This window comes from Streptomyces sp. AF1A, from assembly GCF_047340315.1.
Classification (GTDB): Bacteria; Actinomycetota; Actinomycetes; order Streptomycetales; family Streptomycetaceae; genus Streptomyces.
This window is the reverse complement of sequence record NZ_JBLEBI010000178.1, coordinates 1-14167: the sequence shown is the minus strand read 5'-3', so window position 1 is coordinate 14167 and position 14167 is coordinate 1. Positions and strand designations below refer to the sequence as shown.

Annotated in this window: 12 protein-coding genes and 1 riboswitch; of the genes, 1 reads left to right on the top strand and 11 read right to left on the bottom strand. The window is 69.8% G+C overall.

What is annotated here, in order from left to right; genetic code table 11:
* Positions 1–33: 33 nt before the first annotated feature.
* The gene (gcvP, locus tag ACLU3S_RS30715; protein ID WP_413955241.1) at positions 34–2919 is read right to left on the bottom strand and encodes an aminomethyl-transferring glycine dehydrogenase; all 2886 of its coding nucleotides are present in this window, start codon (positions 2917–2919) and stop codon (positions 34–36) included.
* Between the two features lie 176 nt (positions 2920–3095).
* Positions 3096–3190: riboswitch (glycine riboswitch) on the bottom strand.
* Positions 3191–3307: 117 nt separating this feature from the next.
* Here gcvP and ACLU3S_RS30710 point away from each other — a divergent pair.
* On the top strand, positions 3308–3679 hold the full coding sequence (locus ACLU3S_RS30710; RefSeq protein WP_413955240.1) for a PRC-barrel domain-containing protein: 372 nt from the start codon (positions 3308–3310) through the stop codon (positions 3677–3679).
* Here ACLU3S_RS30710 and ACLU3S_RS30705 read toward each other — a convergent pair.
* The 10 genes from ACLU3S_RS30705 to ACLU3S_RS30660 all read right to left on the bottom strand — a co-directional run bounded on the left by ACLU3S_RS30705 (position 3601) and on the right by ACLU3S_RS30660 (position 14058).
* Entirely contained in the window at positions 3601–5007 is a 1407-nt protein-coding gene (locus ACLU3S_RS30705; RefSeq protein WP_413955239.1) for a DNA polymerase IV, read from the bottom strand. The genes ACLU3S_RS30710 and ACLU3S_RS30705 overlap by 79 nt on opposite strands.
* Positions 5008–5072: 65 nt before the next feature.
* Positions 5073–5717: a MerR family transcriptional regulator gene (locus tag ACLU3S_RS30700; RefSeq protein WP_413955238.1), complete on the bottom strand. Its 645-nt coding sequence runs from the start codon at positions 5715–5717 to the stop codon at positions 5073–5075.
* Between the two features lie 449 nt (positions 5718–6166).
* Entirely contained in the window at positions 6167–6640 is a 474-nt protein-coding gene (locus tag ACLU3S_RS30695; protein WP_026253112.1) for a bifunctional nuclease family protein, read from the bottom strand.
* A gap of 85 nt (positions 6641–6725) precedes the next feature.
* Positions 6726–7466 (bottom strand): MerR family transcriptional regulator, encoded by a 741-nt coding sequence (locus ACLU3S_RS30690; protein WP_413955237.1) that lies wholly within the window; start codon positions 7464–7466, stop codon positions 6726–6728.
* A gap of 44 nt (positions 7467–7510) precedes the next feature.
* Positions 7511–8341, bottom strand: coding sequence for an FHA domain-containing protein (locus ACLU3S_RS30685; protein ID WP_413955236.1), 831 nt, complete (start codon positions 8339–8341; stop codon positions 7511–7513).
* 190 nt (positions 8342–8531) lie between these two features.
* Positions 8532–9467 (bottom strand): DUF881 domain-containing protein, encoded by a 936-nt coding sequence (locus ACLU3S_RS30680; protein WP_413955235.1) that lies wholly within the window; start codon positions 9465–9467, stop codon positions 8532–8534.
* Between the two features lie 4 nt (positions 9468–9471).
* A complete protein-coding gene (locus ACLU3S_RS30675; RefSeq protein WP_003988855.1) occupies positions 9472–9804 on the bottom strand; it encodes a small basic family protein in 333 nt (110 codons plus the stop codon).
* Positions 9801–10709 (bottom strand): DUF881 domain-containing protein, encoded by a 909-nt coding sequence (locus ACLU3S_RS30670; RefSeq protein ID WP_413955234.1) that lies wholly within the window; start codon positions 10707–10709, stop codon positions 9801–9803. Before ACLU3S_RS30670 ends, ACLU3S_RS30675 begins: the two co-directional genes overlap by 4 nt.
* A gap of 130 nt (positions 10710–10839) precedes the next feature.
* On the bottom strand, positions 10840–13335 hold the full coding sequence (locus ACLU3S_RS30665; RefSeq protein ID WP_413955233.1) for a sugar phosphate nucleotidyltransferase: 2496 nt from the start codon (positions 13333–13335) through the stop codon (positions 10840–10842).
* A gap of 114 nt (positions 13336–13449) precedes the next feature.
* Entirely contained in the window at positions 13450–14058 is a 609-nt protein-coding gene (locus ACLU3S_RS30660) for a CDP-alcohol phosphatidyltransferase family protein (protein ID WP_413955232.1), read from the bottom strand.
* Positions 14059–14167: the final 109 nt, after the last annotated feature.

The following is a 14167-nucleotide window of genomic DNA, read 5'->3' as shown; positions in this document are numbered from 1 at the left end:
GGAAACCGGACGGGGCCCTCGGCCACGGCTCGCTCAGTCCTCGTACGCGTCCAGCGGCGGGCAGGAGCAGACCAGGTTGCGGTCGCCGAAGGCCTGGTCGATGCGGCGCACCGGCGGCCAGTACTTGTCTGCGGCCGAGACACCGGCCGGGAAGACGGCCTCCTCACGGCTGTAGGCGTGCTTCCAGTCGCCGCCGAGCGCGGCCGCGGTGTGCGGCGCGTTGCGCAGCGGGTTGTCCTCGGCCGGCCAGTCGCCCGAGCCGACCTTCTCGATCTCCGCGCGGATGGCGATCATCGCGTCGCAGAAGCGGTCCAGCTCGGCGATGTCCTCCGACTCGGTCGGCTCGATCATCAGCGTGCCCGCCACCGGGAAGGACATGGTCGGCGCGTGGAAGCCGTAGTCGATGAGGCGCTTGGCCACGTCGTCCACGCTCACGCCGGTCGCCTTGGTCAGCGGGCGCAGGTCGATGATGCACTCGTGCGCGACCAGGCCGCCGGGGCCGGTGTAGAGCACCGGGTAGTGCGGCTCGAGGCGCTTGGCGATGTAGTTCGCCGAGAGCACGGCCACCTGCGTGGCCCGCTTGAGTCCCTCGCCGCCCATCAGGCGGACGTACGCCCAGGAGATCGGCAGGATGCCCGCGGAGCCCCAGGGAGCGGCCGAGATCGGGCCGACACCGGTCTCCGGGCCGGCGGCCGGCTGCAGCGGGTGGTTCGGCAGGTACGGCGCGAGGTGCTCGCGGACCGCGACCGGGCCGACGCCGGGGCCACCGCCGCCGTGCGGGATGCAGAAGGTCTTGTGCAGGTTCAGGTGGGAGACGTCACCGCCGAAGTGGCCCGGCTTGGCGAGGCCGACCAGCGCGTTCAGGTTCGCGCCGTCGACGTACACCTGGCCGCCGGCGTCGTGGACCCGGGCGCAGATGTCGGCGACGTGCTCCTCGAACACGCCGTGCGTGGACGGGTAGGTGATCATCAGCACCGCCAGTTCGTCGCGGTACTGCTCGATCTTCGCCCGCAGGTCCTCGACGTCGATCTCGCCGTCCTCGGCGGTCTTGACGACGACGACCTTCATGCCGGCCATCGCGGCGCTGGCGGCGTTGGTCCCGTGCGCGGACGACGGGATGAGGCAGACGGTGCGCTGGTCGTCGCCGTTGGCCCGGTGGTAGCCGCGGACGGCCAGGAGGCCGGCCAGCTCGCCCTGCGAACCGGCGTTCGGCTGGAGCGAGACCTTGTCGTAGCCGGTGACCTCGGCGAGCCGGTCCTCCAGCTCGCGGATGAGCGTGAGGTAGCCCTCGGCCTGCTCGGCGGGCGCGAACGGGTGCAGCTGCCCGAACTCCGGCCAGGTGACCGGCTCCATCTCGGTGGTCGCGTTGAGCTTCATGGTGCAGGAGCCCAGCGGGATCATGCCGCGGTCGAGCGCGTAGTCGCGGTCGGCGAGCTTGCGCAGGTAGCGCAGCATCGCCGTCTCGGAGCGGTGCTCGTGGAAGACCGGGTGGGTGAGGTAGTCGTCGGAGCGCAGCAGCCCCTCGGGCAGGGTGTCCGCGGCGGCCGCGTCCAGCGCCTCGATGTCGGCCTCGACGCCGAAGGCGTTCCAGACGGCGGCGAGCCGGGCGCGGTTGGTGGTCTCGTCGCAGGCCACGGAGACGTGGTCGGCGTCGACGAGGTGCAGGTTGACCCCGTTCTCCCGGGCGGCGGCGACGACCTCGGCGGCCCTGCCGGGCACGCGCGCGGTGAGGGTGTCGAAGTAGGCGCCGTGGACGATCTCGACGCCGCCGGCCTTGAGGCCCTCGGCGAGGATCGTGGCGTAACGGTGGGTGCGGCGGGCGATCGTCCTGAGCCCCTCGGGACCGTGGTACACGGCGTACATGCCGGCCATCACGGCGAGCAGCACCTGCGCGGTGCAGATGTTGCTGGTGGCCTTCTCGCGGCGGATGTGCTGCTCACGCGTCTGCAGGGCGAGCCGGTAGGCCTTGTGCCCGTCGGCGTCGACGGACACGCCGACGAGCCGTCCGGGCAGGCTGCGCGCGAACTTCTCCTGCACGGCCATGTAGCCGGCGTGCGGACCGCCGAAGCCCATCGGCACGCCGAAGCGCTGGGTGGTGCCGACGGCGATGTCCGCGCCCAGCTCGCCCGGAGAGGTCAGCAGGGTCAGCGCGAGCAGGTCGGCGGCGACGGTGACCAGGGCGCCCAGCTCGTGCGCCTGGTCGATGACCGGCTTGATGTCGCGTACGGCGCCGGAGGCGCCCGGGTACTGGATCAGCACGCCGTTGATCTCGCGTGCGGCGATGTCGGCCGGGATGCCCTCGCTGAGGTCAGCCACGACGACCTCGACGCCGGTCGGCTCGGCACGCGTCTCGATGACGGCGATGGTCTGCGGCAGCGCGTCCGCGTCGACCAGGAACAGGCCCTTCTTGTTCTTGCCCATGCGCCGGGACAGCGCCATGGCCTCGGCGGCGGCCGTGCCCTCGTCCAGCAGCGAGGCGCCCGAGGTGGGCAGACCCGTCAGGTCGGCGACCATGGTCTGGAAGTTCAGCAGGGCCTCCAGACGGCCCTGGGAGATCTCCGGCTGGTACGGCGTGTACGCCGTGTACCAGGCCGGGTTCTCCATGACGTTGCGCAGGATCACGGGCGGGGTGAACGTGCCGTGGTAGCCCAGGCCGATCATGGAGCCGAGGACCTGGTTGCGGTCGGCGAGCGCGCGCAGTTCGGCGAGCACCTCGGCCTCGGTGCGGGCGCCCGGCAGGTCCAGGGCGTCGGCGTTCTTGATCACATCCGGCACCGCGGCGGCCGTCAGCTCGTCGAGGGAGCCGTAGCCGACCGACGCGAGCATCTTGGCCCGCGCCTCCTGGTCGGGCCCGATGTGGCGCTGCTCGAAGGGGATGCCCGCTTCGAGCTCGGAGAGCGGAATGCGATGGGCGGTCATTGCGGAGGCCTCCTGGTCTGACGCGACCTTCGAGGGGCACCACGGCATGGGTACCCCGACGGCCTCCCCCTCTGTCATCTCAACCTGAGAGCTTCACCGGGTGCCCCAGGGGGCCCCGGCTTTCACCGTCGGTGAGGGCGGACGCCGTCGACATCCGCCCTGCTTTCCAGAGTGACCTCGTCCGTGCGGTACGTGGGCCTGAGAGATTCCGGGGAGGATTTGCTCCTTCGGCGCCTCCGTGGTGGTCGGAGGACTCTCCCGCACGGGGTCAGCAGCCGCTGTCAGCCTACCAGCGAGGTCAACGCAGGGGCCTTCGAGTGGCCGCCTGCGCGAATGTGCTCTTTTGTAGTGCTTACGGATGACTGCGACCAGTGGAGGGAGAGGGGCCGTGCAGACCGACATCGATCCGCGCAACCTGATCGGCCGCAAGGCGTTCGACCGCAATGGCACCAAGATCGGCACCATCGACGAGGTGTATCTCGACGACGCGACCGGCGTGCCCGAATGGGCGGCCATACGAACCGGCCTGTTCTCCCGGGACGCGTTCGTCCCGCTGGAACCGAGCGAGCTCATCGAGGGCGCCCTCCACGTCCCGTTCGACCGAGCGCTGATCAAGGATGCCCCGGACTTCGGCGTGGGCCGCCATCTCTCCCCCGAGCAGGAACTCCAGCTCTACCACCACTACGGGCTCGATGTGGCGCCCCCTCCCTCCGTCCCGGACCACGACTTCGGGAAGCTGGCGGGGTCGGAGGAGACCTGATCCGCGACCAGCGGCAGCGGATCGGCGGGCTCCAGCGCGGGATCGTCGACGGAGAACGTACGCACCCGCCCCGGGGCCGACTGCGGGGTCTCGAACCGCACGGTGACCCGCCCGAGGCCGCTGCCCTGCACCCAGCCGGGACCGTGCTCGGCGTGCCGCACGTCCTGCCCGGCGCGCCAGTGCCGTTCGTCCGGCTCCGGATGCTCCGCGACGGCCCGGACCGCGCCCTCCTCCGGCTCCTGCGCCACAGGCACCGGCATGGCCTGCGCGAACAGGTCCTCCTGCGTGTAATCGGCGAGCCCTGACACACCCACGCCCAGCAGCCGCACCCCGCCCGTGGTGTCCACGGAGTCCAGCAGCCGCGCGGCCGCCTCCCGGACGACCGCCGGATCGTCCGTGGGCCCGCGGAGCGTCTCCGAACGGGTCAGGGTGGAGAAGTCGTAGCGCCGCACCTTCAGCACGATGGTCCGTCCGGACAGCCGCGCGCCGCGCAGCCGTCCCACGCACCGGTCGGCGAGCCGCCGCACCTCCAGGCCGATCCGCAGCCGGTCGTGGATGTCGACGTCATAGGTGTCCTCGACCGACACCGACTTGGCCTCCCGCTCCGCCACGACGGGCCGGTCGTCACGGGCCAGGGCCATGGCGTACAGGGCCTGCCCGTGCGCCTTGCCGAGCAGACGCACGAGTTCGTCCTCGCCCGCTTCGGCCAGCTCCTCGACCGTGGTGATCCCCGCCCGCCGCAGATGGTCACCGGTGGCCGGCCCCACCCCCGGCAACGTGCGCACGGTGAGCGGACCCAGCAGGGCGCGCTCCGTCCCCGGCTGGATGAGCACCAGGCCGTCCGGCTTGGCCTGCTCGGAGGCGATCTTGGCGAGCATCTTGGAGGCGGCGAGGCCGACCGAGCCGGTGAGCCCCGTGACCGCGCGGATGTCGGCGCGCAGCTTCACGCCCGTCAGCCGCGCCGACTCCGCGTCCCAGGCGGTGCCCCCGGCCTCCAGGTCCACGAACGCCTCGTCCAGGCTGAGCGGCTCCACCAGCGGCGACAGCTCCCGCAGCAGCGCCATCACCTGCTCGCTGATCGACCGGTACACGTGGAAGCGCGGCGCGAGGTACGCGGCGTTGGGGGCCAGCCGGCGCGCCTGAGCCATGGGCATCGCCGAGTGGACCCCGAAGACCCGTGCCTCGTACGACGCCGTGGCCACCACCCCACGTGGCCCGAGCCCGCCCACGACGACCGCCTTCCCGCGCAGGCTCGGCTTGGCTGCCTGTTCCACCGACGCGTAGAAGGCATCCATGTCGAGATGCAGGATCGTGGGCGCGTTTCTCACAGCTCCGATGCTGCACCACGGCACTGACAACGCGGCGGCACCCGAGGTTCCTGCTCAGCGGACCGTCAGACCGCCCGGTTGCGGCGCCGCGCCAGCTCGTCGGCCGGGTTGTGACCGACCAGGGTCTCCCCCGTGTCGATACGCTCCCCGTGCAGCTGGGACAGAGCGCTCTCGACGTCCCGCCACACCACGCCGATGGCGATTCCGAAGATGCCCTGGCCCCCCTGGAGCAGCGCGTGGACCTCGTCCGGCGAGGTGCACTCGTACACCGTCGCCCCGTCGCTCATGAGGGTCATGCGCTCCAGGTCGCGAAAACCGCTCTCCCTGAGGTGCCGGACGGCCGTACGGATGTTCTGGAGCGAGACCCCGGTGTCCAGGAACCGCTTGACGATCTTCAGGACGACGACGTCCCGGAAGCTGTACAGACGCTGGGTGCCCGACCCGTACGCGGGCCGCACGCTCGGCTCCACCAGGCCCGTGCGGGCCCAGTAGTCGAGCTGCCGGTAGGTGATGCCCGCCGCCGCGCAGGCTGTGGGGCCGCGATAGCCGACCTGTTCGGATGTCATGGACGCCGCCCCTCCGCCGTTCGGCACCGCCGTCGGCCGCTGCCGGGCGTGATCCACCGCGCTGCTGTGCACCGGGTACGGGCCGCTCTCCCCCGCATCGCGCACGGGAGCACCCCCAGCCGTACCGTCGCCGCTGGTTCTCACGCCGACCTCCGTCCTTGACCTGCCTTCTCGACGGTAGGCAGTCACCAGGGGTGCGTCAACGATCGCCACACTCGGCACGCCGAGTGATAATCACCCAAGGAGTGGTTTCCCGTGTCCCACCGCGGGGAAAGGCTAGCCGAATGCGTTGACGGGGGACCGTCAGACGCTCTCAATGGCCGGTGGCATGTGACCGTGCGGTTGCCGCACCGCCCGCGGCGGGCCCTTCCGCCCGACCCGCCGCGACGGGCCCGGCCGGAGTGATCGTTGCCGTCGCGTGCCTGGCCGGGACGGTGAGGACCTGGTCCCGAGGTCCGGCGCCCCGTCGCACGCGGGCCATCTCGACGGCGGTCGCCTCCCGACGGCTTGATTGTCACGGGCGGCTGACGCGAGCCGGCGCCGGCTCACCACGGCCGGCGTTCACGGGACCCGACGCCCGCCCGCCACCGTGCTCACTGGCTGCTGGTGCCGAAGTCCTCGGGCGAGATCTGGTCGAGGAACTCGCGGAACTTCTCCACCTCGTCCTCCTGCTCGTCCGGGATGGCGATGCCCGCGTCGTCCAGCACCGTGTCGCTGCCGTAGATCGGCGTTCCGGTGCGCAGGGCCAGCGCTATGGCATCCGACGGGCGGGCACTGACCTCGACTCCGCTGGCGAAGACCAGCTCGGCGTAGAAGACGCCTTCCCGCAGGTCGGTGATGCGTACTTCGGTCAGCTCCTGGCCGACGGCCTCCAGCACGTCCTTGAACAGATCGTGGGTCAGCGGCCTGGCGGGCGCCATGCCCTGCTGGGCGAAGGCGATCGCCGTCGCCTCCCCCGGCCCGATCCAGATGGGGAGATAACGGTCGCCCCCCACTTCGCGCAGGAGCACGATCGGTTGGTTGGAGGGCATTTCGACCCGGACACCTACGACATCGAGCTCGTTCACACAGCAACCCTAGGCCGTGCTCGGGACGTTTGGGTAGTCGGGCCGGGAACAGGTGCCCGATCCAGCCGCCGCGCGCTCCAGCGCGTCACGGGAGCCGCACCCCGAGAGCGGTCGTGACCAGGGCCGCGTGCAGCTTCACGGTGAGCGCCGCCAGCTCCTTCGTCCGGGCCTCGGCATGTGCCCTGGTCTGCGGGTTGCGGTGCCGCTTGAGCGGTGCGACCACCTGGTCCACGAGCCCGGCCTCACGATCGGCGGCCGCCTTCATCACCCGAAGGTGGCGCGGCTCGATCCCGAACCGCCCCAGCTCGGCGACCAGCGAGGCCACGGTGACCGCCTCCGCGGCGTACGCACCGTCTTCCAGCGGAGCGATGAGCCCGTAGGACTCCCACTCCTCCAGCGCCTCCTCGTCGATGTCCGCGGCCGCCAGCAGCTCGGCCCTGCCGACCCGCGCGACCGTCCGCGCCTCCTGCGGCTGCGGTGCGTCGTCGTCCCCGCTGCGCTGGCGCCCGACCACGGGCAGCGGGACGGCCTCGCCCCGCTCCATGGCGTCCAGGTGCTCGCGGATCACCTTGAGCGGCAGGTAGTGGTCCCGCTGCATTCTCAGGACGTGCCCGAGGCGCTCGACGTCACCGGCGCTGAACTTGCGGTACCCCGAAGGGGTCCGCTGCGGCTCGATGAGCCCCTCCGACTCCAGGAAGCGGATCTTGGAGATGGTGACTTCGGGAAACTCGTCGCGCAGCACGTTCAGCACCGTGCCGATGCTCATCAGCCCACTGTCCCTGGCGGCGGTACCGCTTCCGGCACCGCCGCTCGGTGTTTGAAGCATGGACCTTCCCTGGGGGTGCCCCCCGGGCCGAGCCCGGGGGCGGGTCAGATGCCCTGCCGGCTCGCGTAGAACACCAGCCGGTACTTGCCGATCTGCACCTCGTCACCGTTCTGCAGGGCGACCTGGTCGATCCGCTCGCGGTTGACGTACGTGCCGTTCAGGCTGCCGACGTCGGCGACGGTGAACGAGCCGTCCGGGGAGCGGCGGAACTCCACGTGCCGACGCGAGACCGTCACGTCGTCCAGGAAGATGTCGCTCTGCGGGTGCCGGCCGGCCGTCGTCAGGTCGCTGTCCAGCAGGAACCGGCTGCCCGAGTTCGGTCCCCTGCGCACCACCAGCAGGGCCGAGCCCATCGGTAGCGCGTCGACCGCGGCCTGCGCCTCCGGGGACAGCATCGGCACCGCCGTCTGTCCTGTCGTCTCGGCGTCGTAGGCCTCGATACCGGAGATCGAGATCGTGGACGTCGTCTCGGAGGCGCGCTCGGGCGCCACTCCGGGACGCAGCGGCGCGCCGCAGTTGGAACAGAAGCGCGCGTTCTCCGCGTTGCGGTTACCGCACCTCGTACACACCAGGGCCGACATCGACGGATCCTCCTGCCGCGGCTGCCCCGCCGGGGCGTTGGACGCGTACGGGCCCGGAGCGAACCCTCCACCCGTACCTGAGGTTGACGGTTGCCCGAAACCTATGCCGCCGGACTGTGCAGGGTCAACAGACGCCGCGCCCTGACCTCCCGAAATGTCACCGCCCGGACCAGCCACCTGGTCGCGGAACAGCGGGCGCCGACCCTCCGCGTCGGGCTGTGCGCGATGACGGGCGGTCGCGTTGTCGCTGCCCTCTCGCGCGCTCTTGCCGAACAACTTCGCAAACAACTTCACGGGCGATTCCCCTTGACCGAAACAGACCCGCCCGTGGGGCAGGACGAACCCTGATTGCCTACACCGGCCGACCCGGACATCCTCACAACGTCCGTGCCCACCAGACAGTTTCCACCACGCACCACATCTTCGGTGCGCCGACCCCCCGCAACCTCATGCCCCTGCCGGACGTCCCCCATGCACCACCGGCTCACCGGGAGGACGACCGAGCGTAGTCAGGCCGCTTCGCCTGTCGCAAGGCATCCACGACGATCTTGTCGGACCGCTCTACGGTCACCGTGGCCTGCTCCTTCTCCAGAGTCTGCACCACGCCCCCCGGGATGTTCAGCGCCGGCTCGAGGTCCTGCGGTTTGCCGATCACCTGAAAACGATACGGTGCGTTGATCTTCTTCCCGTCCACGCTCACGCTCTTGCCGGAGTCCGTGAAATAGGTGTTCGTCACCACACGCACCCCGTTGACCTGGATCGCCTCCGCACCGGCCGCGCGCAGCTCCTGGATCGCGTCGAGCAGCATGTCCGCCCGGACCGCCCCCTTCGTGTCCTCGATCGTCATGGTGATGCCGGGACCCTCGGCCGCCACGGTGCCCGCGAGAATGCCGAGTTGCTGCTCCTTCTCGGCAGTCTGCTTGCGCGCCTCCGCGGCCTGGTCGGAGCTGCTCTGCAGCTCCTGACGCTGCTTTTCCAGTCCCTGCTTCTCGTCCTCAAGACGCTGAGTACGCGAATCCAGTTCATCGAGGATGCGAACAAGATCTTCCTGACGTGCGCCACGCAGCGCGCTGTCACTGTCGCTGTTCGACGCCACCTGCACGGCCAGACCGAAACCGAGACCGAACAGCAGGACCGCGACGATGAGTTGGGCGCGCGAGGCCCGCGGCGGCCACAGCCCCTTGAGCAGCCGCTGCCGCCCGGTCAGCGACTCCCGCGGCTCCTCCTCGGCCCCCTGCCCGGCGTCGGCCGCCGGCGCGGGGACCTCGGCCGGCAGTTCCCTGCGGAGTCGATTCTCCGGCTGCCCCGGCCCTGCGTCGCGGTCGCCAGGGCCCACCCCGCCGGTCCCGCCGCGCTCGGCGCCGTGATCGTCCTGCTTGCGCTGCTCGTTCCGGTCGTCCCGGTTGTTCTGATCGCTCATCGCCTCACGCCCGGAACACGTGCCGCCGGATCGCCGCGGCGTTGGAGAAGATCCGGATGCCGAGGACGACCACGACGCCCGTGGACAGCTGCGCCCCCACGCCCAACTTGTCGCCCAGGAACACGATCAACGCGGCGACGACCACGTTGGACAGGAACGACACCACGAAGACCTTGTCGTCGAAGATGCCGTCGAGCATCGCCCGCAGACCACCGAACACGGCGTCCAGCGCCGCGACGACGGCGATCGGCAGATAAGGCTCGACGACCGCCGGAACCTCGGGCCGGACCAACAGGCCGGCCACGACTCCCACGACGAGGCCCAGTACGGCGATCACGATGTGCCCTTCTCACTCTTCTCGGCGTTCGGCTTGGCTGTGCGTACGATCACACTCGGTGCGGCGGGCAACCGGACGTCGCCCTCCGTGGAGATGGTGGCGCGGATACCGTAGTTCTGCTCCAGAGCATGCAGATACAGCCCGTCGGCGCCGTTCTGGAACCCGGTGCTCAGCTTCTCCCCGTCCCCCACCGCCAGCACCGTGTACGGCGGCACCAGCGGCCTGTTGTCGACCAGTATCGCGTCACCCGCGGCCCTGATCGCGGACAGGGCCGTCAGCCGCTGCCCGTTGATCGAGACGGCCTCGGCGCCCGCGGCCCACAGCCCGTTGACCACGCGCTGCATGTCACGGTCGCGCACCCGCCCGGTGTCGGAGAACCCCGCCGTCTCCCGCGGATTCGTCCCGTCCCCGCCGGTCGTGGCCTCCTTGGCGTCGTTCACGACGAGCTTGACGCCCGGTCCGTGCACCTCCGTGGCGCCGGACAGCAGGCCCACCAGGTCCGCCTGAGCGCTCCCGCCGCTCGACCTCAGCGCCGCCCGCTGCCGCGCACTGACGTCGTCACGCAGGTCGTCCACGGTGCGCTCGAGCTTGTCCGCACCCGCGGTCTGGCTGTCGATGCGGTCGATCAGCTCCTGGCGCTCCTTGGCCACCACCGGCGCCGCCACATGCGCCTGCGCCGCCCCGACGGTCACGACCAGCGCGGCCAGGACGAGACCGGCCGCGAGGCCCAGCTTCGCCCTGAGCGTCTTCGGCAGGCCGCCCTCGCCCCGCGACCTCTTCCGGGCGGCGGCCTCGGCGTACCCGTCGTCGAGGCTGTGATCCATGACGTTGGTGATCAACGACATGGAGGCGTCCGGACGCTGCGGCCGCACGGGGCTGCTCCGAACGGGGGGTTGCTGCGGCATGTCGCACATCGTCGCATGTCGCGAGCAGTACCTCCGAATGGCCCCACCGGCGTGCCGGACAGGCCCCCTTGCGGGACACTTGTCCGGCACGCACGCGTGCAGGACTTTTGCGCTCCTGCACCTCCGGGTGCTACCGCCCGGCGCTGTCCACGACGGCCGACCACTCGTCGAGCAACGCCTGCGCGGACGCGTCGTCGGGGCCCTCGGCCCACAGGTGCGTGACCGCCTCGGCCGGGTCGGGCAACACCATCACCCAGCGCCCATCCGTCTCGACCACCCGCACACCGTCCGTGGTGTCGACAAAGCGATCGCCGGCCGCCTCGACCACCCGGCGCATGACGAGCCCCTTCACGGCCCACGGCGTGGCCAGGTCCCGCTTCAGCACATGCGCCCGCGGGATCCGCGCATCGATCTGGCTCAGCGTGAGCTGCGTGCGCGCAACCAGGCCGATCAGCCGTACGAAGGCGGCCGTGCCGTCGTACACGCTGCTGAACTCGGGGACGATGAACCCGCCCTTGCCGTCGCCACCGAAGATGGTGCCTTCCTCGCCGCCCACGCGCGTGAGGTCGTCGGGCGAGGTCGTGGTCCACTCCACCTGGGTGCCGTGATACGCGGCCACCTGCTCGGCGATCCGGGTCGTGGTGACAGGCAGCGCCACCCGGCCGCTGCGCCGCTCCGCGGCCACCAGGTCCAGCATCACCAGCAGCGCACGGTCGTCCTCGATGATCCGGCCCTTCTCGTCCACGAGCGACAGCCGCTCGCCGACGGGGTCGAACCGCACGCCGAAGGCCGCGCCCGACGACGCAACGATTTCGCCCAGCCGCACCAGTCCGCTGCGCCGCATCTCGGCCGTCTCGGTGGGCCTGGACTCGTCGAGACCGGGATTGATGGTCAGCGAGTCGACTCCGAGCTTGCCCAGCAGGCTGGGCAACACGAGGCCGGCGCTGCCGTTGGAGGCGTCCACGACGACCTTCATGCCCGACTCGGCTATCCCGGTCGTGTCGACGTTGCGCAGCAGCGATCCGGTGTACGAGTCGAAGACGCTCGCCGGGAAGTACAGGTCGCCGATCTCTCCGGGGAACGCCCGCCGGTACTCCTGCCGCGCGAAGACACGGTCCAGCTTGCGCTGGCTGCCCTGCGACAGGTCCGCTCCCTGACTGTCGAAGAACATGATGTCGACCGAGTCCGGGATGCCGGGCGAGGTACGGATCATGATGCCGCCCGCGCTGCCCCGCGCGGTCTGCTGCCGGGCCACGGGCAGCGGCACGTTCTCCAGGTCCCGTACGTCGATGGCGCTGGCCTGGAGCGCGGAGATGACCGCGCGCTTGAGCGCTCGCGCGCCGCGGGAGTGGTCACGGGCGGTGGTGACCGTGGAGCCCTTCTTGAGGGTGGTCGCATAGGCACCGGCGAGCCGCACCGCCAGCTCGGGCGTGATCTCCACGTTCAGGATGCCGGTCACCCCGCGTGCGCCGAAGAGATGTGCCTGTCCCCTGGACTCCCAGATGACCGAGGTGTTGACGAACGCGCCGGCCTCGATCGTCTTGAAGGGATACACGCGGACGTTGCCCTGCACGATCGATTCTTCACCGATCAGGCACTCGTCCCCGATGACCGCCCCGTCCTCGATCCGCGCGGCACGCATGATGTCGGTGTTCTTGCCGACGACGCAGCCACGCAGATTGCTGTGCTGCCCGACATAGACGTTGTCGTGCACCACGGCCTTGTGCAGGAAGGCGCCGCTCTTCACGACGACGTTGGAACCGACGACGGTGTGTTCACGGATCTCCGCGCCGGCCTCGACCTTGGCGTAGTCGCCGATGTACAGCGGTCCGCGCAGCACGGCATCGGGATGCACCTCGGCACCCTCCGCCACCCACACACCCGGGGAGATCTCGAAGCCGTCGATGTCGACGTCGACCTTGCCCTCGAGGACGTCCGCCTGGGCCTTCACATAGCTCTCGTGCGTGCCGACGTCCTCCCAGTAACCCTCGGCGACATAGCCGTAGATCGGCTTGCCCTCCTTCATCAACTGCGGGAAGACATCGCCGGACCAGTCGACCGGAACGTCGGCTTCGACGTAGTTGAAGACCTCGGGCTCCATCACATAGATGCCCGTGTTCACGGTGTCGGAGAAGACCTGCCCCCAGGTCGGCTTCTCCAGGAAACGCTCGACCTTCCCTTCCTCGTCGACGATGGTGATGCCGAACTCCAGCGGATTGGGCACCCGGGTCAGACAGACCGTGACCAGCGCGCCCTTCTCCTTGTGGAAATTGATCAGCTCCGTGAGGTCGAAGTCGGTCAGGGCATCACCGGAGATGACGAGGAAAGCATCGTCTTTCAACGCCTCTTCGGCGTTCTTGACGCTTCCGGCGGTACCGAGTGGCTTCTCCTCATTGGCATAGGTGAGCTCCATTCCGAGCTCTTCGCCGTCACCGAAGTAGTTCTTGACGAGCGATGCAAGGAACTGCACGGTGACGACGGTCTCGGTGAGCCCGTGCCTTTTGAGCAGCCGTAGCACGTGCTCCATGATCGGGCGATTGGCCACGGGCAGGAGCGGCTTGGGCATGCTAGAGGTCATGGGGCGCAGGCGAGTGCCTTCGCCCCCGGCCATCACGACGGCCTTCATGTCGGAAGCGTCCTCCTCCAAGAGACGACGGTCTAGCCGACTTCACCCGTCCAGATTGTCCCGCACTTTTCCACCGCGGGCCATCGAGGCGTTACGTCAGGACAATCGCCGAGCTCAGTCGGCCATGGCGTCCGCACGTACCAAACGGCGGACTTGTACCACGTAGAGCACTCCTGCCCACCAGTAGAGGGTTGTACCCCACCCGGCGAACGCCCATCCGAAAATTGCGGCGAGTGACGCGATCCAACCATGCCCGTCACTGAGGAGCAGGAGCGGGAAGGCGTACATCAGGTTGAAGGTGGCTGCCTTCCCCAGGAAGTTCACCTGCGGCGGCGGATACCCGTGCCGGCGGAGGATGCCCACCATCACCAGGAGCATCAACTCTCGGGCCAGCAGGAGGGCCGTCAGCCAGAGAGGGAGGATCTCCCGCCAGGTGAGGCCCACCAGCGTGGAAAGAACGTACAGACGGTCGGCAGCGGGATCCAGGAGCCGGCCGAGGCTGCTGATCTGATTCCAACGCCGGGCGAGCTTGCCGTCCAGGTAGTCGCTGACCCCGCTGAAAGCCAGCACGAGCAGAGCCCAGCCATCGCTCTTGGGGCCGCCGAACTCCGGCCTGAGGATCAACCACAGGAAGACGGGTACGCCGACGAGCCGTGCCATGCTGAGGATGTTGGGGATGGTGAGGACCCGGTCCGTCTGGACACGGGTCTCCTGGACCTCCACCCGGGGGCCTCCTGTGCGAAACGAGCCAACGATGCTCCCTGACCCTACCTCAACGCAAAAAAGCTCCGGCTCTCGGGCGGTGAGCCCAAGGGCCGGAGCTGTAAAAGGA

What these genes read in the sequence shown, in the direction of transcription:
- gcvP (WP_413955241.1), bottom strand. Translation starts at nt 2,919, where the DNA reads ATGACCGCCCATCGCATTCCGCTCTCCGAGCTCGAAGCGGGCATCCCC.
- ACLU3S_RS30690 (WP_413955237.1), bottom strand. Translation starts at nt 7,466, where the DNA reads ATGCTTCAAACACCGAGCGGCGGTGCCGGAAGCGGTACCGCCGCCAGG.
- ACLU3S_RS30680 (WP_413955235.1), bottom strand. Translation starts at nt 9,467, where the DNA reads ATGAGCGATCAGAACAACCGGGACGACCGGAACGAGCAGCGCAAGCAG.
- ACLU3S_RS30670 (WP_413955234.1), bottom strand. Translation starts at nt 10,709, where the DNA reads ATGCCGCAGCAACCCCCCGTTCGGAGCAGCCCCGTGCGGCCGCAGCGT.
- ACLU3S_RS30665 (WP_413955233.1), bottom strand. Translation starts at nt 13,335, where the DNA reads ATGAAGGCCGTCGTGATGGCCGGGGGCGAAGGCACTCGCCTGCGCCCC.